The organism is Micromonospora taraxaci (assembly GCF_007830095.1).
GTDB lineage: Bacteria > Actinomycetota > Actinomycetes > Mycobacteriales > Micromonosporaceae > Micromonospora > Micromonospora taraxaci.
The window spans coordinates 2,490,125-2,512,610 of the sequence record NZ_VIWZ01000001.1; the positions used below are offsets into that span (position 1 = coordinate 2,490,125).

The 22,486-nt window shown below is 71.4% G+C and carries 17 protein-coding genes; 12 read left to right on the forward strand and 5 right to left on the reverse strand.

What is annotated here, in order from left to right:
* Window position 1 precedes the first annotated feature (1 nt).
* The 3 genes from FHU34_RS11710 (at window position 2) to malQ (ending at window position 4,122) form a co-directional block, all read left to right on the forward strand.
* Window positions 2–838: a carbohydrate ABC transporter permease gene (locus tag FHU34_RS11710; protein WP_088988673.1), complete on the forward strand. Its 837-nt coding sequence runs from the start codon at window positions 2–4 to the stop codon at window positions 836–838.
* Between the two features lie 10 nt (window positions 839–848).
* The gene (locus tag FHU34_RS11715) at window positions 849–2,057 is read left to right on the forward strand and encodes an ABC transporter ATP-binding protein (RefSeq protein ID WP_145779980.1); all 1,209 of its coding nucleotides are present in this window, start codon (window positions 849–851) and stop codon (window positions 2,055–2,057) included.
* Window positions 2,058–2,172: 115 nt separating this feature from the next.
* A complete protein-coding gene (gene malQ, locus FHU34_RS11720; protein ID WP_145779981.1) occupies window positions 2,173–4,122 on the forward strand; it encodes a 4-alpha-glucanotransferase in 1,950 nt (649 codons plus the stop codon).
* Between the two features lie 11 nt (window positions 4,123–4,133).
* On the opposite strand, the gene FHU34_RS11725 is transcribed toward malQ, so the two are convergent.
* Window positions 4,134–5,243, reverse strand: coding sequence for a winged helix DNA-binding domain-containing protein (locus tag FHU34_RS11725; protein ID WP_145779982.1), 1,110 nt, complete (start codon window positions 5,241–5,243; stop codon window positions 4,134–4,136).
* Window positions 5,244–5,412: 169 nt separating this feature from the next.
* Here FHU34_RS11725 and FHU34_RS11730 point away from each other — a divergent pair, with 169 nt between their 5' ends.
* Window positions 5,413–5,805, forward strand: a complete 393-nt coding sequence (locus tag FHU34_RS11730) for a hypothetical protein (RefSeq protein WP_088988677.1) — start codon at window positions 5,413–5,415, stop codon at window positions 5,803–5,805.
* Window positions 5,806–5,859: 54 nt separating this feature from the next.
* Here the strand turns inward: FHU34_RS11730 and FHU34_RS11735 are convergent, their stop codons facing one another.
* Window positions 5,860–6,810, reverse strand: a complete 951-nt coding sequence (locus FHU34_RS11735) for an alpha/beta hydrolase family protein (RefSeq protein WP_145779983.1) — start codon at window positions 6,808–6,810, stop codon at window positions 5,860–5,862.
* 150 nt (window positions 6,811–6,960) lie between these two features.
* Here FHU34_RS11735 and FHU34_RS11740 point away from each other — a divergent pair, with 150 nt between their 5' ends.
* From FHU34_RS11740 to wrbA, 4 genes are all read left to right on the forward strand, one after another.
* A complete protein-coding gene (locus FHU34_RS11740; RefSeq protein ID WP_145779984.1) occupies window positions 6,961–7,551 on the forward strand; it encodes a TetR/AcrR family transcriptional regulator in 591 nt (196 codons plus the stop codon).
* A 33-nt stretch (window positions 7,552–7,584) separates the two neighbouring features.
* Window positions 7,585–8,346 (forward strand): HipA family kinase, encoded by a 762-nt coding sequence (locus FHU34_RS11745; protein WP_145779985.1) that lies wholly within the window; start codon window positions 7,585–7,587, stop codon window positions 8,344–8,346.
* On the forward strand, window positions 8,343–8,711 hold the full coding sequence (locus tag FHU34_RS11750) for a DUF3037 domain-containing protein (RefSeq protein WP_145779986.1): 369 nt from the start codon (window positions 8,343–8,345) through the stop codon (window positions 8,709–8,711). Before FHU34_RS11745 ends, FHU34_RS11750 begins: the two co-directional genes overlap by 4 nt.
* Window positions 8,712–9,010: 299 nt before the next feature.
* Complete coding sequence (gene wrbA / locus FHU34_RS11755; RefSeq protein WP_145779987.1) at window positions 9,011–9,628, forward strand: NAD(P)H:quinone oxidoreductase; 618 nt, start codon at window positions 9,011–9,013, stop codon at window positions 9,626–9,628.
* An 85-nt stretch (window positions 9,629–9,713) separates the two neighbouring features.
* On the opposite strand, the gene FHU34_RS11760 is transcribed toward wrbA, so the two are convergent.
* On the reverse strand, window positions 9,714–11,636 hold the full coding sequence (locus tag FHU34_RS11760; RefSeq protein WP_145779988.1) for a chorismate-binding protein: 1,923 nt from the start codon (window positions 11,634–11,636) through the stop codon (window positions 9,714–9,716).
* 206 nt (window positions 11,637–11,842) lie between these two features.
* Here FHU34_RS11760 and FHU34_RS11765 point away from each other — a divergent pair, with 206 nt between their 5' ends.
* The 3 genes from FHU34_RS11765 to FHU34_RS11775 all read left to right on the forward strand — a co-directional run bounded on the left by FHU34_RS11765 (window position 11,843) and on the right by FHU34_RS11775 (window position 16,317).
* Window positions 11,843–13,255 carry an FGGY family carbohydrate kinase gene (locus tag FHU34_RS11765; RefSeq protein WP_145779989.1) on the forward strand — a complete coding sequence of 471 codons (1,413 nt, stop codon included), beginning with the start codon at window positions 11,843–11,845 and terminating at the stop codon, window positions 13,253–13,255.
* Window positions 13,256–13,354: 99 nt separating this feature from the next.
* Window positions 13,355–15,898, forward strand: a complete 2,544-nt coding sequence (locus FHU34_RS11770; protein WP_167524801.1) for a sensor histidine kinase — start codon at window positions 13,355–13,357, stop codon at window positions 15,896–15,898.
* Entirely contained in the window at window positions 15,895–16,317 is a 423-nt protein-coding gene (locus tag FHU34_RS11775) for a roadblock/LC7 domain-containing protein (RefSeq protein ID WP_088988684.1), read from the forward strand. The genes FHU34_RS11770 and FHU34_RS11775 overlap by 4 nt, the downstream gene beginning before the upstream one ends.
* Window positions 16,318–16,398: 81 nt before the next feature.
* On the opposite strand, the gene FHU34_RS11780 is transcribed toward FHU34_RS11775, so the two are convergent.
* Entirely contained in the window at window positions 16,399–17,742 is a 1,344-nt protein-coding gene (locus FHU34_RS11780) for a GH1 family beta-glucosidase (RefSeq protein ID WP_145779990.1), read from the reverse strand.
* An 832-nt stretch (window positions 17,743–18,574) separates the two neighbouring features.
* Between FHU34_RS11780 and FHU34_RS11785 the strand changes: the two genes are divergently transcribed.
* Window positions 18,575–21,481, forward strand: coding sequence for a glycoside hydrolase family 48 protein (locus tag FHU34_RS11785; RefSeq protein ID WP_145779991.1), 2,907 nt, complete (start codon window positions 18,575–18,577; stop codon window positions 21,479–21,481).
* Window positions 21,482–21,803: 322 nt separating this feature from the next.
* Here FHU34_RS11785 and FHU34_RS11790 read toward each other — a convergent pair whose 3' ends face one another.
* Window positions 21,804–22,436: a DUF3159 domain-containing protein gene (locus FHU34_RS11790; RefSeq protein ID WP_244311933.1), complete on the reverse strand. Its 633-nt coding sequence runs from the start codon at window positions 22,434–22,436 to the stop codon at window positions 21,804–21,806.
* Window positions 22,437–22,486: the final 50 nt, after the last annotated feature.

Below are 22,486 nucleotides of genomic sequence, written 5' to 3' on the forward strand. Positions count from 1 at the left end.
CATGTCTGTCGAAACCACTGGCAGGGCGAAGCTGCGCTGGGGTCTGCTCGACGTCCTCGTGGTCGTCTTCGCGCTCGTCCCGGTGCTGTGGATCGCGTCGCTGTCGTTCAAGACGCCGGCCACCCTCACCGACGGGAACTTCATCCCACGAGAGTGGACGCTCGACAACTACCGGACGATCTTCGACACCGACCAGTTCGTCCGGGCCCTCGTCAACTCCATCGGCATCGCCCTGATCGCCACGCTGATCGCGGTGGTGCTCGGTGCGATGGCCGCGTACGCGATCAGTCGGCTGGACTTCCCCGGCAAGAAACTGCTGGTCGGCATCTCCCTGCTGATCGCGATGTTCCCGCAGGTGTCACTGGTGTCGCCGTTGTTCGAGATCGAGCGACAGCTGGGGATCTTCGACACCTGGCCCGGGCTGATCCTGCCGTACATCACCTTCGCGCTGCCGCTGGCGATCTACACCCTGTCGGCGTTCTTCAAACAGATCCCGTGGGACCTGGAGAAGGCAGCGAAGATGGACGGCGCCACCCAGGGGCAGGCGTTCCGGCGGGTGATCGCGCCACTGGCCGCGCCCGGGCTGTTCACCACGGCGATCCTGGTCTTCATCTTCTGCTGGAACGACTTCCTGTTCGCCATCTCGCTGACCTCCACCGAGCGGTCCCGCACGGTGCCGGCAGCGTTGTCGTTCTTCACCGGCGCGTCGCAGTTCGAGGACCCCACCGGGGCGATCTGCGCCGCCGCCGTGGTGATCACCGTGCCGATCATCCTGTTCGTCCTCTTCTTCCAGCGTCGCATCGTGTCCGGTCTGACCTCCGGCGCAGTCAAGGGATAGGTGAGTAGTCATGGCTGACATCGTGCTGGACAAGGTGAGCAAGAGCTTCCCGGACGGGACCGTCGCCGTGCAGGACGTCGACCTGGAGATCGCCGACGGTGAGTTCGTGATCCTGGTCGGCCCCTCGGGCTGCGGAAAGTCCACCACCCTCAACATGATCGCCGGGTTGGAGGACATCAGCTCCGGCGAGCTGCGCATCGCCGGGCAGCGGGTCAACGACAAGGCTCCCCGGGACCGGGACATCGCCATGGTGTTCCAGTCGTACGCCCTGTACCCGAACATGACGGTGCGGGAGAACATGGCGTTCCCGCTGCGGCTGGCGAAGATGGACAAGGAGACCATCAACCAGAAGGTCGACGAGGCGGCCAAGGTGCTGGAGTTGACAGCACTGCTGGACCGCAAGCCGGCGAACCTGTCCGGTGGCCAGCGTCAGCGGGTCGCGATGGGTCGGGCGATCGTCCGTCAGCCGAAGGCGTTCCTGATGGACGAGCCGCTGTCCAACCTCGACGCCAAGCTGCGGGTGCAGATGCGCACAGTGGTGTCCCGGTTGCAGAAGCAGCTCGGCACCACCACCGTCTACGTCACCCACGACCAGACCGAGGCGATGACCCTCGGCGACCGCGTGGTGATCATGCGGGGTGGTGCGGTGCAGCAGGTCGGGCCGCCACAGGAGCTGTACGACCACCCCCGCAACCTCTTCGTTGCCGGCTTCATCGGCTCCCCGTCGATGAACTTCCTGCACGCCGCCGTCCAGGACGGCAGCCTGCACACCGCCCTGGGGGACGTGCCGCTCGGCGACCGGGTCCGCCGGGAGTTGGAGGCCGCCGACGCGCCCCGCGAGCTGATCCTCGGCATCCGCCCCGAGCACTTCGAGGACGCCGAACTGGTCGACGACGACACCCGCCGTCGGGGCATGGAGTTCGAGGCGCCTGTCGACATCGTCGAGTCGATGGGCTCGGACAAGTACGTCTACTTCACCGTCGAGGGGGAGAAGGCCAGCGCCGCCGAGTTGGAGGAACTGGCCGCCGACGCCGGTGCCGCCGACTTCGCCGGTGCTGGTGGCAACCTGGTGACCCGGCTGTCTGCGGAGTCCGCTGTCGCCGAGGGGCAGTCGCGGCGGGTCTGGTTCAACCTGGAGAAGATTCACCTGTTCGACCCGTCCACCGGACGGAACCTGACCCTGCGCGAGGGTCGGGCTGCCGGGGCGCTCGGCGACTGACGGCGTCCAGACCGACGGGCCGGCGGGTTCACCCGCCGGCCCTCGCCCTGTCCTGCGCCGCAGGCCCGGTCGTGGCAAGGTGGTCGGAGGTCGCGTCGTAAGGCGGGGGAGCGGGATGAACCGACGACTGGCCGCGCTGGCAAACGCGCACGGCGTGTCCACCTGGTACGAGGACTGGCGGCACCGCCGCGTCGATGTCGCACCGGAGACCGTTGTGGGTGTGCTCGGCGTGGACGCCACCAGCCCGACGGCCATCGCGGACGCGCTCGCCGCAGCCCGCGCGGTCGACCGGGACGCGCTGCCGCCGACGGTGGTGCTCGCCCACGGCAGGACCCGGGCGCTGCCCGGCGCAGGCGTGGTGACCCTTGAGGACGGCGGTCGACGCGCTGTCGACGGCGAGCTGCCGGGGGACCTGCCACTGGGCTGGCACCGGCTGGCCTGCGCCGACCGGGAGGTGACGCTCGTGGTGGTGCCCCGCCGGTTGCCGGTGCCCCCGCTCACCTGGGGCTGGATGCTCCAGCTCTACGCGCTCACCTCGGAACGCTCCTGGGGCATGGGTGACCTCGGTGACCTCGCCGACGTCACCACCTGGGCCGGTGAGACCGGTGCGGGGCTGGTGCTGCTCAACCCGCTGCACGCCGTCGGGCCGGCGCACCCGGTCGCCGCATCGCCCTACTCGCCGGCCAGTCGACGCTTCGTCAACCCGCTCTACCTGCGGGTCAGCGACACCGCCGCGTACCGGGCGGCCGACCCGGCGACCCGTGCGGTGGTGGACGCCCTGCGCCCCGACCGCGGCGAGCTGATCGACTACGACCAGGTGTGGGACGCCAAGCGGCACGCACTGGAGTTGCTGCACCCGTACGCCCAGCCGGTCGACCTCGGCGCGGACCCGGCGCTGGCCAGCTTCGCCACCTGGTGCGCGCTCGCCGAGCGGCACGGCAAAGACTGGCGTGCCTGGCCGGAGGACCTGCACCACCCGGATTCCCCGGCGGTCGCCGAGCAGCGCCGGCAGCTCGCCGACCGGGTCGACTTCCACGCCTGGTTGCAGCACCTGTGCGACGAGCAGCTCGACGCCGTCACGGCGGCGGCCCGGGCGGCCGGGATGCCGGTTGGCGTGGTGCACGACCTGGCAGTCGGCATCGACCCCGGCGGTGCGGACGGTTGGCAGCTCGCCGACGTCCTGGCCCAGGGCGTGCGGGTCGGCGCGCCACCGGACGACTTCAACCAGCTCGGCCAGGACTGGGGGCTCGCCGCGTGGCGGCCGGATCGGCTCGCCGCCACCGGGTACGCCGCCTATCGGGACATGCTGCGCCGCACCCTGCGGCACGCGGGTGGCCTGCGGGTCGACCACGTCGCCGGTCTGTGGCGGCTGTGGTGGGTGCCGCCGGGCGCCGGGGCGGCGGAGGGCACCTACGTGCGCTACGACGCCGACGCGATGCTCGGCATCCTCGCGTTGGAGGCGCACCGGGCCGGCGCGGTGGTGGTCGGTGAGGACCTCGGCACCGTCCAACCGGCGGTGACCCGAGGGCTGCGCGGGCGCAACATGCTCGGATCGACGGTGCTGTGGTTCGCCCGCGACGACGACGGCGCGTTCGTCCCGCCGGCCCGTTGGCCGCGCAACGCGCTGGCCACGATCTCGACGCACGACCTGCCCACCGCGCCGGGCTTCCTGACCGGTGAACACGTGCGGGTGCGCGACGAGTTGAAGCTGCTCGACACCGACGTGGCGGTGGAACGGGCTCGGGCCGCCACGGACCGGAAGCGCTTGCTGGACATGCTGCGCGCGGAGAATCTGCTGCCCGACCCGGCGGCGACATCCGACGACGACGTGGTGGTGGCGATGCACGCGGCGCTCGCGGCCAGCCCCACCCGGCTGCTCGGCGTCTCCCTCTACGACGTGCTGGGCGAGGTGCGCCAGCCCAACATGCCGGGCACCGTGGACGAGTACCCGAACTGGCGGCTGCCGCTGCCGGCGACCGTCGCGGAGATCCGCACGGACCCCCGGGTGGCCCGGATCGTCGACCTGCTCACCACCGCCCGCCCGCAACGGGCCGACCAGGACTGACGTCGCTCAGGTCACGCCAGCCAGTCGACGCGCGCAGGCAGCCCGAGGAAGTCCGCGTACCGCCCCAGCGCCTCCTCCACCCGGGCCCGCGCGGCGGCGTCGAGCGTCGTGAGGGGCTGGACGGTCACGGTTACCGCGGTGCGGCCGATCTTGCGCTTCCACACACCGACGACCCGACCCGCACGGACCACAGTGGCCTGGAAGATGCCGTTGTTGCCCGGCACGACGGCCTGCTGGTGGGCACTGTCGAGCATCAGCCGGCGGTCCCGGTAGCCGAGCAGGTACTCGTCGAAGCCGGGCAGCACCAGCAGGTCGTCCAGCGGAACACGCGGCAGGTCGGCCAGTGCCGCTTCGACGTACATCGGCTCGCCGTCGACCCGTACGGTGGTCAGTGCGCTCTCGGCGGCGGCCAGGCCGCGCCGCGCGTCGGTCAGCGTGAGGCCGCTCCAGCCGGCGAACTCGCGGGCGGTGACCGGCCCGTGGCCACGGACGTACCGGTGGGCGAGCACTGCCAGTGCCTCGTCCCGTTGCAGCTGGCGTGACTCGGGCGCCCACTCGTCGAGCAGGGCGAAGGTCTGTTCGGTGCCGACGTTCGGGGCCACGCAGGTCACCCCGCGCACGCTGGCGGACCACAGCAGGTGGTAACCGCGCTGCCCGTCGGTGCCGATGCCGGCCTCGCGCAGGGTGGCGAGGCACTGGGCGCGGGTGAGTCGGCCGCCGCCGGCCAGCGCCTCGCCGAGCACGTCCATCGCGCGGCCCTCGTCGGCCTCGGTGAGACCGAGTTGCGCCCGCCGGGTCGCCGAGCCGGAGAGCGAGCGTACGCCGGTCAGCTCCAGCATCCAGCGGGCGTCGGCGGGCGGGACGAGGTGCACGGTGCCCCGCATCGGCCAGGTGCGCAGCGCCTCGCGCCGCTCCAACGCCGCCTGCACGTCGGCGACGCTCTGCCCGGGCAGCCGGGCACCCAGCGACCACAGGCCGCTCGCCAGGTCCTGCGCCTGCATCGCGCCGAACCACTGCACCACGTCGGCGACGGTGCCGGGTCGGATGCTCGGGTGCGGGCGTAGCAGCAGGCTCGTCATCCGTAGACCGAGCGCTTCGGATGCCGTGAGTTCCCCGCTCATCGAACTCCTCTCCCGGGCCGTCGCGCCAGGGTAGGACAACCGTCCGACAGCGGCGTCCCCGTGGCGGCACTCCGTCAGCAGCACGCCCCGGTGGGGTGGCATAACGGCCGAACCGGTGGGAAGGCGGTCACCCGACAGTGCGCGCGCCGCGCGTACGGAGGGGAGCCTCATGACTGCCGCAAGCGAGCCGGCCCGGGGCGCCGGCGTAACGGCCGGGTCCCGGAGCCATCGGGGGGACGCCCACGCGAAGACGAGCGCCGCGGCGACCTTCGCCCTGGTGTTCGGGGTGGCCGGTCTGTTCAGCGTGTTGACGGCGATCCTCGCCTGGCTGGGGCTGGTGCTCGGCATCATCGGGATCATCCTCGGCATCGTCGGCCTCAAGATGGCGCGCCGACCCGGGGTCACCGGTCGTGGCGTGTCGATCGGAGGCTTGGTGCTCAGCATCCTGGCCGTGCTGATCGGGCTGGGTCTGGCCGCGGGGATCACCACGTTCGTCAACAACGAGAACGCGGTGGACCGCCTTCAGACCCAGGTCGACAAGCTGCGCGACAAGCTCGACTGACATCGACCCGGTGAGGTGGGGGCCAGGGCGTGCCGCTGGCCCCCACCCGGTGCCCTACTTCGACTCGACCCTTCCGACCGCGTCGGCTCCCGAGGTCAGCGCGTCACACGTGGCCTGCCACACGGGGTCCCCGGGGTAGAGCGTGCTGCGCAGGTACGCCCCGGCGAGCGCGGCGACCGCTGCTACCCGCCGTGGGTTCTCGTCGGTGGTCTCGGCCGCGTCGTATCCGGAGATCCCGCCGAGACAGTGCTCTGCGTCGAAGAGGGTCAGCAACGCCTTGGGGCCGGGCGACAGGACGTACGGATCGGCGTGCCACTGCGCGCCCCGCACTGTCAGGTGTTCGGAGGTGTCCTTGTCGCCGGCCACGACGAGTGCGGGTGTCGTCATCGTGGAGAAGTCCGTGGTTTCGAAGAATCCGTAGCTCCTTGCCACGTCGCTGAGCGCGTTGCCGCCTCCACCCGGCGCGGCGAGGAGCACCCCGGCGCTGATCCGGGGCTCGGCCAGGTCGACGGGCGTCCCGTCCCGGGGGTCGGTGAGCCGAGCGCCCAGCAACAGGGCGGCGGTGTGCCCGCCCATCGAGTGCCCGACCACGGCGACCCTGCCCCGATCCAGGCGCCCGCGCAGGTGTGGCGCGGCCGCCTCGATCGTGTCCAACTGGTCGAGGATGCGCGTCATGTCCCGAGCGCGCGATCGCCAGTAGAGCGGGGCCTCGGGGTCACCGGGATCGAGGCTCAAGGTCTTCGAGTCCAGGTGGGTGGGCTGGATCACCACGAAGCCGTGTGCCGCCCAGTGGTTTGCGAGGGGCCCGTAGCCGTTGAGCGAGGAGAGGTTGTTCGAGAGTCCGTGGCCGTGCGAGAGCAGGATGATGGGCAGTTCGGTGCCGGTCATCGGCGCGGAGACGCGTACCCGCAGGTCCACGGGGCGGTCGGGGGTCGGCAGCACGATCGGGCTGACGGAGAGGACCGGGGTGCCGACGGTGTCGGCGGCGAGAGTCGGTGCGTTCATGGGTTGCCTTCCCGGGTTGCTGATGTGGTGTCGGGGCGGCTGGCGCCGGGCACTGAGCCGCAGGCTTCCGCTACAGTCGAATCGGATCGCTGTTCCACTAATATACGGAACGCTGATCCGTTTTCCAATCGCCTGGGTGAAGGAGAGCTGGTGTCGGCGACGAGTCAGTCCCCGGAGGTGCCGGCCCGTGGCAAACGGGCCGACGCGCTGCGCAACCAGCAGACGCTCCTCGCCGCCGCCGCCGCGGTGTTCGTCACCTCCGGTGTCGAAGCGCCGATCCGGGAGATCGCGGCCCGGGCCGGAGTCGGCATCGGGACGATCTACCGGCACTTCCCGACCCGGGCCGACCTCGTCGTCGCCGTCTACCGCCACCAGGTCGAGGCCTGCGCCGAGGCCGGCCCGACCCTGCTGGCGAACGCCGCCTCACCCCTGGCCGCACTCCGCCAGTGGGTCGACCTCTTCACCGACTTCCTGGTGACGAAGCACGGGCTGGCCAACGCGCTGCAATCGGACACCGGCGGCTTCGACGCGCTGCACACCTACTTCGTCGACCGGCTCGTGCCGGTCTGTGCGCAACTGCTCGACGCCTCTGTCGATTCGGGCGAGATCGTCCCCGGCACGGGCCCCTACGAGCTGATGCGCGGCATCGGCAACCTCTGCATCGGCCGGAACAACGACCCGGCGTACGACCCCCGCCGGCTCGTCGACCTGCTCCTACGCGGTCTCCAGCAACCACGGTGATCCGACAACGACGCTCACAGTAGGGTTGATCACGTGCTCCGCCAGGTCACCGCGATCCGCTACGTCACCCCGCTACGCGAGGGCGGCTCGCTGCCGGGCGTCGTGGAGGCCGACGACCTCGGCACGTACGTGGCGAAGTTCCGGGGCGCCGGGCAGGGGCCCAAAGCGCTCGTCGCCGAGGTGATCTGCGGTGAGCTGGCCCGCCGTCTGGAGCTTCGCGTACCGCCGCTGGTGGTGCTCGACATCGACCCGGTGATCGGGCGGGCCGAACCCGACCAGGAGGTGCAGGAACTGCTGCGCAACAGCGGCGGCGCGAACCTGGGGATGGACTTCCTTCCCGGGGCGCTGGGCTTCGACCCGGTGGCGCACCCCGTCGACCCGGAGCTGGCGTCGCGAGTGCTCTGGTTCGACGCGTACGTGGAGAACGTCGACCGGAGCTGGCGCAACCCCAACCTGCTGGTGTGGCATCGGGAGCTGTGGCTCATCGACCACGGCGCCTCGCTCTACTTCCACCACAACTGGCCGCGCGCCGAAGCCGCCGTGCACCGTGCCTACCGTGGCGCCGAGGACCACGTGCTCGCCCCGTACGCCGACGGGCTCGCCGAAGCCGACGCCGACCTGGCCCCGCGGGTCACCCCGGACCTGCTCACCGAGGTACTGGCCCTGGTGCCCGACGAGTGGCTGACGGCTGCCGACTTCGAGACGGCCGACGAGGCGCGAGCCGCCTACCGCAACCACCTGTCCGCCCGGGTCGCCAACACGGCCGACTGGCTGCCGCAGGGAGGTGCGGCATGAGGCAACCCTTCGAGTACGCGCTGATCCGGCTGGTGCCCCGCATCGAGCGCGGTGAGCAGATCAACGTCGGGGTGCTGCTCTACTGCCAGCAGCGCGACTTCCTGGGGGCGCGTACGCACCTGGACGCCGACCGGGTGCGCGCACTGGCCCCCGACGTCGACCTGCCCGCGGTGGCCGCCGCGCTCGGCTCCTGGGACCGGACCTGCTCCGGTGACGGGCCGGCGACCCGAATGCGACTCGGCGAGCGGTTCCACTGGCTGGTGGCACCGCGCAGCACGATGATTCAGGCGGGGCCGGTGCACACCGGGCTCACCGCCGACCCGGCGGCCGAGCTGGAGCGGCTGATGGCGACCCTGGTCCACTGACTGCCGTTCGCGGCACCGAGCACATCCGACGACCCCTGATCGCGCTACGCCAGCGCCGTTGCCGGCGGAGCGCGATCCCCCGTTCAGGTGCTCGGTGCGGGGCGGCGGCTCGTTGCCGCCGGCACCGATGACATCAGGATCGCTGCCCGCGTGCGGCGCGGGGCCGTAACCACCCGGAAGTTGCGGAAAACTTGAGCCCGGCGGATCGATCGGTGAGAACCCTCGCGCGTTGTCGTTAGAGAGCGCGCGCATCGGGTAGTCGCGGGAGCTGACCCGAGACGAGTTAGGGGAAACATCTGATGGCTGCCCAGACCAAGGTAGCGGTGATCTACTACAGCGCTACCGGCATCACGTACCAGATGGCGCAGGCCGTGTGCGAGGCCGCCGGGGATGCTGGAGCCGAAGTGCGGCTGCGTAAGGTTCGCGAGCTGGCGCCGGACGAGGCGATCCGCTCCAACTCCGGCTGGCAGGCCCACCACCTGGAAACCCAGGACGTACCCGAGGCAATGATCGACGACCTGGCCTGGGCCGACGTGGTGATCCTCGGAGCGCCGACCCGGTACGGCATGATCGCCGCCCAGCTGAAGCAGTTCATCGACACCACCGGCCCGCTCTGGGCCCAGGGCGCGCTGGCCAACAAGGTCTACTCCGCCTTCACCTCGACGGCGACCTCGCACGGCGGGCAGGAGACCACGTTGACCTCGCTGTTCAACGTCTTCTACCACTGGGGCGGTGTCGTGGTGACCCCCGGCTACACCGACACCAGCCAGTTCATCGCCGGCAACCCCTACGGCCCCTCGCACACGAGCAACAACGGCGAGATCGCCCCGGACGCCGTGGCGCTGGGCGCCTGTGCGCTCACCGCCCGGCGGGCGGTGCAGCTCGGGGCCGCGTTGAAGGCGGGCCTGGGCAGCTGACGGCGGAAGCGACCGGTGGCGCGGGCGGGGGCTCTCGGCCCGTCCGTGCCACCGGTCGATCCAGCCCTACCCCGAGGCGGAACGACTATGCGCGTCCGCCCGTCGCGGACAGCTCGTCCGGGCGCGGCGCCGGCAGCAGATCACTCAACAACTCGGTCAGCACAGCGAGCCCGTCCGGGCTGAGCACCGACTCGGGGTGGAACTGCACCCCGGCGAAGCCGCGCCCCCGCAGGGCGTGCACAGCACCGTCACCCAGGTCCCGGGCCAGCTCCACCGGCCCGTACGCGGTGTCCAGCCGGTCGGCCTCCGCAAGCGCGGTGAACGTCGAGTAGAACCCGACCCGCCGGGTCCCGCCGAACAGCGGCACCTCCCGCTGCAACCCCTGATAAGGCGCGTCCCTGCGGTGCAGCGGCAGCCCCAACAACCCGGACAGCACCTGGTGCCCGAGGCACACCGCGAGGGTGGGACGACCGGTCGCCAGCAACCCGTTCAGCAGTTCGCGTACCGCCATCATCTTCGGCTCGTCGGGACTGCCCGGGTCACCCGGCCCGGGGCCGGCCACCACCAGGTCGTACCCGTCGACGGAGCCGCTGGCGTGCCACGGCCGTGTGGTCACCTCCAGACCCAACGCGCCCAGCTGGTGGGCCAGCATCCCGGTGAAGGTGTCCTCGTTGTCCACGATCAACGCGCGCCGACCCACCAACCCGGGAAGCTTGGGTGCGTCCGGTGACCGCTGGTCCAGCCAGAACCGTGCCAGCGGCGCGTTGCGCCTGGCCAGCGCGTCGCGTACCTCCGGGTCGTCGGCCAGCCGCGCGACCGGCTCGCGCCCGCGGTCGGGCGCCGCCGGGCCGAGGCCGAGGGCGGCCAGCACACCGGCGGCCTTGGCGTGCGTCTCGGCCACCTCACCGGCCGCCGTCGAATGCCGCACCAGCGTGGCGCCCACCGGCACCCGCAGCCGACCGGCGGGGGAGATCTCGGCGGTACGGATCAGGATCGGGGCGTCGAGTGTCTGCCGGCCGGCCTCGTCGTGACCGACCAGGGCGAGCACGCCCGAGTAGTAGCCCCGGCCCCGGCGTTCGTGTCGGGCGATCACCCGGCAGGCGTTCTCCATCGGGCTGCCCGTGACGGTCGGCGCGAACATCGTCTCGCGCAGCACCTCCCGCACGTCCCGGGTGCTCTGCCCGGCGAGCAGGTACTCGGTGTGCGCCAGGTGTGACATCTCCTTCAGGTACGGGCCGATCACCTGGCCGCCGTGTTCGGCGACGGTGGCCATCATCTTCAGCTCCTCGTCGAGGACCATGTACAGCTCCTCGACCTCCTTCGGGTCGGCGAGGAAACGCAGCAGCGCCTCCCGGTCCGGGGTGTCGCCGGCGCGCCGGAAGGTGCCGCTGATCGGGTTCATCATCACCAGCCCGTCGTCGACACTGACGTGCCGTTCGGGACTCGCGCCGACCAATGTCCGGGAGCCGGTGTGCACCACGAACGTCCAGTACGCGCCGCGTTCGGCGACCAGCAGCCGGCGCAGCGCGGCCAGCGCCGCCACCAGCGGTGGACCCTGCACGGTGGCGTGCATGGTGCGGTGGATGACGAAGTTCGCGCCCTCGCCCCGGCCGATCTCCTCGGCGAGCACCCGGTGCACGGTCCGCGAGTAGTCCTCGTCGGTGATGTCGAACGCGGCGTCGGCGGTGCGGACCTGCTCGTCGGGCAGCACGGCCAGGGCGTCGGCCAGGGCGATCCGTCCGTGGTCGCGGATCCGGAGGCACTCCAACGGGGCACCGTCGTCGACGCAGGCGAAGCCGCGCTCGGAGATCTGCCGGTACGGCACCAGGGCCAGCGTCTGCGGCCCCGACGTGCCCGGCGTCAGCGGGATGTCCGCGAGCCGTTCGACAGTGTCGACAGTGCCGGTGAACAGCTCCAGGTCGTCCGCGCCCTCACGGCGTAGCAGGGCGAAAGGGCCGGGGTCGACACCGCGGCCGATGGCGGTGAGCAGGTCGGTCAGGTGGGTCATCGGGAGTCTCCGTCGGGCTCGGCGCCGCCGTTGTGGCGGTCATCCGGCCGGGAGATCCGGCAGCCGCCTGGAGGGCGGCCGCGTGGATGGAGCTACGCGCGGGAGGTGGCCGCCGGGTCGGCGGGCCACCAACTAGTCAGATGCGCGAGCATGTGATCCACCTTACGCGCCCGTCGCCCGGTTCGCACCGGGTAACTTGACCGGCGATGAACATTCTCGCGCTCGATCTGGGCACCTCCTCGGTCCGAGGGCTGGTGCTGGACGGGGACACCCGACCGCTGCCCGGCGCCCTGGCCCGGCGCAAGGTCGAACTCGCCATCGGCGACGACGGGACCGGCACGCTCTCCGCTCCCGACTATCTCGCCTCGCTGGTCGAGTGCCTGGACGAGTTGGCCGAGGCGGGCCACCTGCACGACGTGGACCTGGTGGCGGTCTCCGCGCAGTGGCACTCGGTGCTCCCGCTGGCCCACGACGGCGCGCCGCTGGGCCCGGTGATCACGTGGCTGGACACCCGGCCCGCGCCGGTGGGCGGTACGGCGGGCCCGGCCGACCCGGACGGCTTCCACCAGCGCACCGGCTGCTGGTGGCACCGCTCCTACTGGTCGATGCGGCTGCCCTGGTTGCGCGAGCGGTCCGGCACCTCGATCTCCCGGTTCGTCGGTCTGCCCGAGTACCTGCTGGGCGAGCTGCTCGACTCGGCGCCCATGTCGATCTCCCAGGCCTCCGGGACCGGTCTGCTGGATCTGCGCACCCTGCGCTGGGACGAGGAGGCGCTGACGCTGGCCGGGGCGCGTCCGCAGGACCTGCCGTCCCTCGGCGCGCTGGACTGGCACGGCCGGCTCCGGGCCGACCTGGCCGGGCGCTGGCCGCAGCTGGCCCAGGCCCGCTGGTCGCCACCGGTCGGCGACGGCGGTGCGTCGAACGTCGGGTCGGGCTGCGTCGACCCGAGCCGGGCCGCCGTCACCGTCGGCACCTCCGCCGCCGTACGGCTCATGCAGCGGATCCCGGCCGGTGAGCCGATGCCCCGGCTCCCCGAACGGCTCTGGCGTTACCGGGTCGACCATGACCACGTCGTGACGGGGGCGGCGTACGCCTGTGGCGGCAACCTGTTCGCCTGGGCGGACCGGGAGCTGCGGTTGCCCCAGGGTGCGGAGCTGGACGCGGCGCTGGCGCTGGTGCCCACCGGCGGTGGCCGACCGGCAGACCCCCGGTTCGGCGGTGACCGGGCACCCGGCCTGGCGCCGGCGGGCACCGGTGAGCTGCGCGGCCTCAGCTTCAGCACCACAGCGGTGGACATCCTGGCCGGGCTCATGCAGGGGCTGTGCGAGCTGGTCGCCGAGGATCTCGGGGTGCTGGAGTCCACCATCGACAAACCGGTGGGTGTGGTGCTCGGTGGGGGTGCGGTGGCGGCGTCGGTGTGGTGGCGGCAAGCTTTCGCCGCCGCGCTCGCACCGCGACCGGTCTCGCACCAACGCAACCCGGAAATCGGTGCCACCGGAGCGGCGCTGGTGGCGCTCGGCCGGTTCGGTGACGCGATCGGCCTCGCCGACATCGGCCGGACGGACGAGCTGGTACTACCGACCACGGCAGGACGTTCCCACCCGCAGTATCCTTCCTGAACCACCGCTCAGCCCAAACCGTTGACAGTCCAACCAAGCCTGGTTGGATGGACTGCGCTCCCCGGACCGCGGCGGACGCGGTAGCACGGAGGAGGCAGGGTGGCGGCAGGTCCCGAGCCGGCGAACGGCGCGGTGTCGAACCATCGCCGGCGCCGCTTCGATGTCCGGGTGGTGCCGCATCGGCGACGGTCTCCGTTCCGGCTGCGCGACTGGCGGATGAGCACGAAGCTCGCCACCGTGCTGGTGGTTCCGTCGATGGCGTTCCTGCTGCTCGCCGGTGTGCAGACCAGCGCCCTGGTGGGGCGGACGACAGCGCTCAACGACTTCTCCCGTCAGGTCGGCATCGGCCGACAGATCACTGCGGCGGTGCACCAGCTCCAGCAGGAGCGCGACCGTACGGCGGGCGAGTTGGGTGAACTGCGCAGGGGCGGCGACCGGGCGGCCGCCTCGGCCAACCTGAAGCCGTTGCAGACGGCCACCGACCGGGCCATCGTGGACCTGAGCCGGGCGGCCGAGCCGCTGGCCGACGCCGACGCTTCCTGGCGGGTCGCGTTCTCCGAGGCACTGGAGGCGTACGACCAGGTGATCGACATTCGCCCGGCGATCCCGCCGGCGGTGCTCAGCAACGAGACCATCCTGAGCAACTACCACCGGGCTGTCGGCGCGATGCTCGACCTGCTCGCCGAGCCGACCCCTGGTCAGGGCCAGTCGGCGTTGAACGACGCGGTGCTGCGCTACGTCCAACTGGCCCGGGTCAAGGAACTCTCCTCCCGGGTGCGAGCCCAGCTCTACGCCGCCGGTCGCGCCGGCACGTACGGCACCGAGGACCGGGTGATCCTCAGTGATCTGCGTGGCCAGCAGCTGACCGCGCTCAGCGCGTTCCGGGTGGCTGCCACATCCGACCAGATCCGCCGGTACGACGAAACCTCCGTCACTCCGACGTTCCTGGTCGCCACCGGGTTGGAGGAGCGCAGCCTGCCCGGCGGGACCGCGTCGCCGGAGGTGCTGCCCTCGGAGCAGTGGTGGTCGGCCAGCGAGCAGCGTCAGGAGCTGCTGCGCCAGCTCGAGGCGGGTGTGCTGGACGACGCCGTGCGACAGGCCGACGACGCCAGCAGCGAGCAGCTACGGACCACCCTGCTGGTGGTCGGCGGTGTCGTCGCGGTCCTGCTGGTCGCCCTGCTGATCTCCCTGCTCGTCGGCCGGTCGGTTGCCCGGTCGATGCGGTTGCTGCGGAGCCAGGCGCTCCGGATCGCGCAGGTGGAGCTGCCGGACGCCCTGGACCGCCTGAAGGCCGTCACCGGCGGTGTGCCGGGCATCGAGGTCGCGCCGGCGGTGGTCCGCTCGCTCGACGAGATCGGCGAGCTGGCGGAGGCGTTCGTCGCGGTGCACCGCAGCGCCGTCACTGTCGCCGTCGAGCAGGCACTCATGCGGCGCAACGTCAACGCCATGTTCGTCAACCTGGCCCGCCGCAGCCAGGTGCTGGTGGAGCGGCAGCTGGAGCTGCTGGACGACCTGGAGCGCGAGGAGAGCGACCCGGACCAGCTGGAGAACCTGTTCAAGCTCGACCACCTGGCCGCCCGGATGCGCCGTAACGACGAGAGCCTGCTGGTGCTCGCCGGCACGGACTCCACCCGCCGGTGGAACCGGCCCGTCGGCCTCGGCGCGGTGCTGCTGGCCGCCGCCGCGGAGATCGAGCAGTACCAGCGGGTCCGGATCGACGCGGTGGCCGACGTGTACGTGGTCGGGCACGCCGTCGGCGAGTTGGTGCACATGCTGGCGGAGCTGTTGGAGAACGCCACCGCCTTCTCGCGTCCGGACACGACGGTGGTGGTGACGGCGAGGGTCGACGCCGCCACCGCTCTGGTCGAGATCGCCGACCGTGGCCTGGGGATGAGCCCGACCGCGCTGACCGAGGCGAACGCGGTGCTGGCCAGCCCTCCGGCAGCGGACGTCGCGACGGTGGAGCGGATGGGCCTCTTCGTGGTCAGCCACCTGGCCGCACGGCTCGGCGTACGGGTCAGGTTGGACGACCACCAGGGCGGTCTGGTCGCCCGGCTCGCGTTGCCCGCGGCGATGCTCGCCCCGGCCGGCGCGGTGCAGGCGGATCTGCCCGCGCCGGCCCGCATGCTGGCGACGGGCGCGGCGCGGGGCGTGGTCCGGCAGCCCGGGGCCGTCGCCGAGGCGCACGCCTCCGGGCTGGGCATGGCGGCGCGGGACCTGCCGGTTGCCGGTCGGCCACCGGCCGCCGCCGTGCCGCGTCAGGCCCGTCCGGTGCCGGTGCGCGCCGAGGACGTCTTGACCCCGGCCGGCGGCCGGGACGTCGGCGGGGGCTGGTGGTCGCGGCAGGGCCCCGGCCCGTCCGCGCCGATCGTCCCCGCGTCGGGGATGCCACCGACCGTGCCGGTCACGGCCGGTACGAACGAGCGAGGGCTGCCGGTGCGGGTGCCGATGGCACAGTTGAGCGCTGTCACCCGCTCGGCGCAACCGACGGTGGCACCGACCCGCACCGACCCGGACCCGGAGGCGGTCGGCGGCATGCTCTCCCGGCTCTACAGCGGAGTGCGGCGCGCCGAGGCCGAGGACACCACCGAGATACCCGTGCCACCGTCCGGGGGGCACGACGAAGGGGGACGACGACAGTGACGACGTTGAGCCAGGAGGCGCGTGACCTGAGCTGGCTGGTGAGCGCGTTCGCGGAGCGGGTGCCGGGTGTGGCGCACGCGGTGGTGGTCTCGTCCGACGGGTTGTTGGTGGCGATCTCCGACCATCTGCCGCGTGACAACGCGGACAAGCTCGCTGCGGTGACCTCCGGGCTGATGAGCATCACCGCAGGCGCGGCCTCGATGTTCGACGGGGACGTCGTCAAGCAGACGGTGGTCGAGATGGGCCGCGGCTACTTCCTGGTGATGCAGATCCGCGACGGTTCGATCCTGGCGACGTTGGCCGCCGGTGACGCGGACATCGGCGTGGTGGGCTACGAGATGGCCCGGCTGGCCAAGCAGGCGGGGGAGATGCTCACCCCGGCGTTGCGGGCGGAGTTGCAGCAGGCACTGCCTCGCTGAGTGCGGTGGCCGAGGCCCGGACGGTCGCCGGCTCATCTCGAGTCGAGCCGTCCGGGCCCGGTCGTCCGGGTGCCGGTGCGTTCAGAAGCCGCCGTCGGCGATGACGGAGCGGTACCAGGTGGCGCTGCTCTTGAGCACCCGCCGCTGGGTCGCGTAGTCCACGTAGACCAGGCCCCAGCGTTGGTCGTATCCCGCGTCCCACTCGAAGTTGTCCAGCAGCGACCAGACGTGGAAGCTCTCCAGCGGCACGCCGTCGGCGATGGCCCGGTGTGCGGCGGCGAGGTGGTCGCGCAGGAAGCTGATCCGACCTGTGTCCTGGACGGTGTCGTCAGCGGCCAGCGTGTCCGGCGTGGGGAGCCCGTTCTCGGTGATGGTGAGCGGGATCGGGCCGTACTCGCGGGTGATCCGGGTCAGGAGGTCGTACAACCCCTCGGGGTAGATCTGCTGCCACGTGGCCTCCGAGGTCGCCCAGCGGTGTTCGGTGCCGCCGTCGGCGGTGACGTAGATCGGCGTGTAGTACTGCACGGCCAGCAGGTCGACGGGCGCGGAGATGATCGCCAGGTCGCCGTCGCGGATGCCCCGGGCCATCCGGCTCTGCGGGCCCAGGTCGGTCAGCACGTCCTCCGGGTAACTGCCCTTGAGTAGGGAGTCGAGGTAGAGGCGGTTCTCGTAGCCGTCGTAGAGGTGGGCGGCCGCGGCAGCCTGCGGGGAGTCGTCGGCGGGGTAGCAGGGGTGCAGGTTGAACGCGGGGCCGATCCGGCTGTCGCTGCCGCTTGCCCGCAGCGCGGCGACGGCGAGCCCGTGCGCGAGCTGCAGGTGGTGGGCGACCAGGTAGGCGGCGTCCGGGTCCTGCCGGCCGGGGGCGTGGTGGCCGGTGAGGTAGCCGTTCTGCACCACGGTCTTGGGTTCGTTGACGGTGAGCCAGGCCGGCACCCGGTCACCGAGGGCGTGGAAGACCAGGTCCGCGTAGTCGGCGAAGCGCTGGGAGGTGTCGCGGGACTCCCAGCCGCCGGCGTCCTGAAGTGCCTGGGGGAGGTCCCAGTGGAACAGGGTGGCCATTGGGGTGATGCCGCGTTCGTGGAGGCCGTCGAGCAGGCGTCGGTAGAAGTCGAGGCCGCGTTGGTTGGGCGTCCCGGTGCCGTCGGGCTGGATCCGGGGCCAGGAGATGGAGAAGCGGTAGCTGCGCAACCCGAGGTCGCGCATGAGGTCGAGGTCCTCGGCGTACCGGTGGTAGTGGTCGATGGCCACGTCGCCGGTGTCGCCGTTGCGGGTGCGCCCCGGGACGCGGCTGAAAGTGTCCCAGACCGATTCGCCGCGCCCGTCTTCCTTGGCGGCGCCTTCGATCTGGTACGCGGAGGTGGCCGCGCCCCAGCCGAAGTCGTCCGGGAAGCGCAGCGGGCCGGCGGGCCCATTAGGTATCGACATGGATTCTCCTCATGGATACGGGGCCACCGCCGAAGATTCGGGAGCGCTCCCATGATAGGGCAGACGCGGCCTGCCGGTCATCCGACCGTCGTGGCGGCCGGGGCTGGCGGGGTGGCGGCGGGTATGGCCCCGAGCAGCGAACGAGGCCGTCCGGGCGGCGCACCGCGCCTGTCCCGTCGGCCTCTTTTCCTATCGTGTACGGGGGTTTAGTGTGGGGACGGGGGAGGGCAACCCCCGTCCCCACCGTAACTGCACACACGCAAGCGGAATTTGGGTCCTGCCATGCGTGTCGCGCGGGAGCCGGGCCACGCGAGTGGCTCTGGTTCCACCTCCCTCCATGTGGCGGGACGATGGCTGACGACGGCGTCCGGGCTGGCCCGTCGTCGGCCATCGGTCGGGTTCCCCGGCCCCGCCCGGAGGCGACGCCGGTGATCTTCTAGTTGGAACCTTGTCGATGGAAGCGCTCCCATCGACCGATGTTGCGACTGTAACGCCCGTCACGCCTTTGTGAAAGACCCAAAACAAGATCGAAACAAGGAGCCGATCCGGCTTGTTGTGGGAGCGCTTCCATGGCACACTGTCGATTCAACGCGGCAGGAGCCACATCGCGTCAGTGCGGGTCCACCGAGGGCAGCCGGCAGCACCACGTCCGGTCACGGTCACCCCATCGCGGCCAGCGGGACCCCTTCCCGTGCGGGCCGCACCGACCCACCCCGGCCGGGCCCGGGGAGACCACCTTCCCGGCGCCTCTCAACCCCCGCGGACCACCACCCTCGCGGGCCGGCGCCTTCGCCGGGATCATCCCGGCCTCGCCCGAGGAGACACCGCGCACATGAGACAACTGGCAATACGCCGTCGCGTGGCGATCGCCGCCGCCGCGTTGCTCGCCGTCGGCGGGGTGACCCTGCCCGCCGGTGCCGCGCAGGCCGCCCCGGCCTGCGACGTGGTCTACGCGACCAACGACTGGAACACCGGCTTCACCGCCAACGTCACCATCAAGAACCTGGGCGATCCGATCAGCAACTGGACGCTCAAGTGGACCTTCCCGAACAGCGGCCAGCGGGTCACCCAGGGCTGGTCGGCGAGGTACAGCCAGTCCGGCACTCAGGTCACCGCGACCAACGAGTCGTACAACGGCAACCTCGGCACCGGGGCCTCCACCACCATCGGCTTCAACGGCGCCCACACGGGGAGCAACCCGAAGCCCACCGCGTTCACCCTGAACGGCACCCCCTGCAACGGCACCCCGGCCAACCAGCCGCCGACCGTCTCGCTCGGCCTGCCGACCGGGCCGTTCACCGCGCCGGCCGACGTGCCGCTGACCGCCACCGCCAGCGACCCGGACGGGACGATCAGCAAGGTCGAGTTCTACCGCAACGGCCTGCTGGTCAACACGGACACCTCCGCGCCGTACGCCTACACGCAGGAGGACCTGCCGGCCGGCAGCTACACCGTCCAGGCCAAGGCGTACGACAACGCCAACGGCATCGGGGTCGACGAGAAGGCGTTCACCGTCGGCACCGCCACCGGCCCGACGCTCGTCGCCACCCCGTCCGCGGTGAGTGTCAGCGAGGGTGGCACCGCCACCTTCAACCTGAAGCTCAGCGCCGCGCCGACGGCCAGCGTGCCGGTCACCCTCACCCGCACCGGCGACACCGACATCACCGTCTCGCCGGCCACCGCCACGCTCACCTCGAGCAACTGGAACACCGGGGTCACCGTCACGGTCGCCGCGGCGGAGGACGCCGACACCGCCGGCGGCACCGCCACCATCACCGCCGCCGCCACCGGTCTGGCCTCGCTGGCGGTCACCGCCACCGAGATCGACAATGACACCCCCGGCGGCGACAACGCCTACACCGCGAAGTTCCTCGAGCAGTACGGCAAGATCAAGAACTCGGGCTACTTCAGCCCCGAGGGCGTGCCGTACCACTCGGTGGAGACGCTGATCGTCGAGGCGCCCGACCACGGCCACGAGACCACCTCGGAGGCGTTCAGCTTCTGGCTCTGGCTGGAGGCCTACTACGGCAAGGTCACCCAGAACTGGGCGCCGTTCAACAACGCCTGGACGGTGATGGAGAAGTACATCATCCCCACGCACGCCGACCAGCCGACCGCCGGCTCCGCGGGGACGCCGCAGTACGCCGCGGAGTACAACCTGCCCAGCCAGTACCCATCGGCGCTGAACCCGAACGTCTCGGTCGGCCAGGACCCGCTCCGCTCGGAGTTGCAGTCCACCTACGGCACCGGCGACATCTACGGCATGCACTGGCTGATGGACGTCGACAACACCTACGGCTTCGGCCGCTGCGGTGACGGCACCACCAAGCCGGCCTACATCAACACCTTCCAGCGGGGCACCCAGGAGTCGGTGTGGGAAACCATTCCGCAGCCCTCCTGCGACACCTTCAAGCACGGCGGTCAGTACGGCTACCTCGACCTGTTCGTCAAGGACACCGGCGCCCCCGCCAAGCAGTGGAAGTACACCAACGCCCCGGACGCCGACGCCCGCGCCGTGCAGGCCGCGTACTGGGCGCTGACCTGGTCGAAGGCGCAGAACAAGCAGGCCGACGTCGCGGCCACCATCACCAAGGCCGCCAAGATGGGCGATTACCTGCGGTACGCGATGTTCGACAAGTACTTCAAGAAGATCGGCAACTGCGTCGGGGCCAGCACCTGCCCCGCCGGCAGTGGCAAGGACTCGGCGCACTACCTGCTGTCCTGGTACTACGCCTGGGGCGGCGCGTACGACGCCAGCCAGAACTGGTCCTGGCGGATCGGCTCCAGCCACAACCACTTCGGCTACCAGAACCCGTTCGCGGCCTGGGCGCTGACCAACACCCCGGAGCTCAAGCCGCAGTCGTCGACAGCGGTCGCCGACTGGACCAAGAGCTTCGAGCGGCAGCTGGAGTTCTACACCTGGTTGCAGTCCGCCGAGGGCGGCATCGCCGGTGGCGCCACCAACAGCTGGGACGGTAGCTATGCCCAGCCGCCGGCCGGCACCAGCACCTTCTACGGCATGTTCTACGACGTCGACCCGGTCTACAACGACCCGCCGTCGAACCAGTGGTTCGGCATGCAGGCCTGGTCGATGCAGCGCATCGCCGAGCTGTACCAGCAGACCGGCAACGCGAAGGCCAAGGCGCTGCTGGACAAGTGGGTGCCCTGGGCGATCGCCAACACCACCCTCGGCACCAACTGGTCGATCCCGTCGGACATGGCGTGGACCGGTCAGCCGACCACCTGGAACCCGTCCAACCCGCAGCCCAACACGGGCCTGCACGTCGAGGTCATCAGCAAGGGCCAGGACGTCGGTGTCACCGCCGCCTACGCCCGGATCCTGATCGCGTACGCGGCCAAGTCGGGCAACGTGGCGGCGAAGGACACCGCCAAGGGGCTGCTCGACGCGCTGTCGGCCGCCAGTGACGCCAAGGGTGTCTCCACCACCGAGAAGCGTGGCGACTACCGGCGCTTCGACGACGTCTACAACGCGTCCACCGGGCAGGGCCTCTACGTCCCGTCGGGGTGGACCGGGAAGATGCCGAACGGCGACGCCATCGCCGCCGGCAAGAGCTTCCTCGACATCCGGTCCTTCTACAAGAACGACCCGGACTGGCCCAAGGTGCAGGCGTACCTGAACGGTGGTCCGGAGCCCGAGTTCAACTACCACCGGTTCTGGGCACAGGCTGACGTCGCCATGGCGTACGCCGACTACGGCAGCATGTTCCCGAACGGCTGAGCGACCCGGGGTGGGCGGCGTGGACCGCCCACCCCGGGATTCGGTCGGGGTCCGGGGAACGACGGACCCGACCGGGGGACGGCCTGACACCCACGGTCAGGCCGGGGTGGGCCGGCCATCTGGCCGACGCAGCGGATCGGCTGGCCCACCCCACCGCCCGGACTGGAGCCAGTTGCAAAAAAGCCCAGAAATTCGGGCCCTCACGGGATCACACCGAAGTCCACGACGGAGTAACGTACGTCACCGGAGAGGCCGCTCCCCCCGTGGCGGCCTCTCCACTTTCTTTCCCGCCATTCGCCCGGCTCCGTGAGCCAGGTTCGGGTCAACGAGGCGGCGCGACCGGGTCCGATGCGACCGGATGACGCAGACCCGGGTGCCCGGTCGGCAGCGAGCGCCGCAGCACCACCCAACTCAGCGCCAGCGCCGCCGCGACCAGCGGCCAGGTCAACGCCACCCGGGCCACCACCAGCGCGAGCACCTGCCCACCCAGATAGAGCGGCACGAACACGGCGACCCGCAGCAGGTAGGTAGCCGTCCACACCCAACTGGCCCGGCCGTACCCCCGCAGCAGCGCCGGGTCGCGTCGCCACCGGGCGCGCTGGCCGAGCACCGCGCCGACCAGCACGCCGAGCAGCGGCCAACGCACGACGATGCTGACCGCCCACGCCAGAGCGCTCGCGGCGTTGGACAGCACCTGGATCAGGAAGAAATTCTCGGCCCGGCCCGTGCGCACCGCGATCAACGCCGCGACGCAGACCGCCAGCAGCCCGATCAACACCGATCGCGGCCGGTCACCCCGACGCAGCCGTACGCCGGCCACCACCGCGCCCACGGCCAGCGCCGCGCCGACACCACCCCACAGCGACTCGCCGCCCAGCAACCAGCCCGCGGCGAACGCCACCGGCGGCAGGGTGGCGTCGATGGCGCCGCGTCGCCCGCCCAGCAGATCCGTCAGCGACTCGGCCCGCGCCGGCCCTCCCGGGTCGGTGTCGGCCCCGGTCGGCC

Bases quoted from the DNA above. Each gene is read 5' to 3' on its own strand.
- FHU34_RS11785 (WP_145779991.1), top strand. From the start codon at position 18,575: ATGAGACAACTGGCAATACGCCGTCGCGTGGCGATCGCCGCCGCCGCG.
- FHU34_RS11725 (WP_145779982.1), bottom strand. From the start codon at position 5,243: ATGAGCGGGGAACTCACGGCATCCGAAGCGCTCGGTCTACGGATGACG.
- FHU34_RS11760 (WP_145779988.1), bottom strand. From the start codon at position 11,636: ATGACCCACCTGACCGACCTGCTCACCGCCATCGGCCGCGGTGTCGAC.
- FHU34_RS11780 (WP_145779990.1), bottom strand. From the start codon at position 17,742: ATGTCGATACCTAATGGGCCCGCCGGCCCGCTGCGCTTCCCGGACGAC.
- FHU34_RS11765 (WP_145779989.1), top strand. From the start codon at position 11,843: ATGAACATTCTCGCGCTCGATCTGGGCACCTCCTCGGTCCGAGGGCTG.
- wrbA (WP_145779987.1), top strand. From the start codon at position 9,011: ATGGCTGCCCAGACCAAGGTAGCGGTGATCTACTACAGCGCTACCGGC.
- FHU34_RS11715 (WP_145779980.1), top strand. From the start codon at position 849: ATGGCTGACATCGTGCTGGACAAGGTGAGCAAGAGCTTCCCGGACGGG.
- malQ (WP_145779981.1), top strand. From the start codon at position 2,173: ATGAACCGACGACTGGCCGCGCTGGCAAACGCGCACGGCGTGTCCACC.
- FHU34_RS11730 (WP_088988677.1), top strand. From the start codon at position 5,413: ATGACTGCCGCAAGCGAGCCGGCCCGGGGCGCCGGCGTAACGGCCGGG.
- FHU34_RS11710 (WP_088988673.1), top strand. From the start codon at position 2: ATGTCTGTCGAAACCACTGGCAGGGCGAAGCTGCGCTGGGGTCTGCTC.
- FHU34_RS11735 (WP_145779983.1), bottom strand. From the start codon at position 6,810: ATGAACGCACCGACTCTCGCCGCCGACACCGTCGGCACCCCGGTCCTC.
- FHU34_RS11750 (WP_145779986.1), top strand. From the start codon at position 8,343: ATGAGGCAACCCTTCGAGTACGCGCTGATCCGGCTGGTGCCCCGCATC.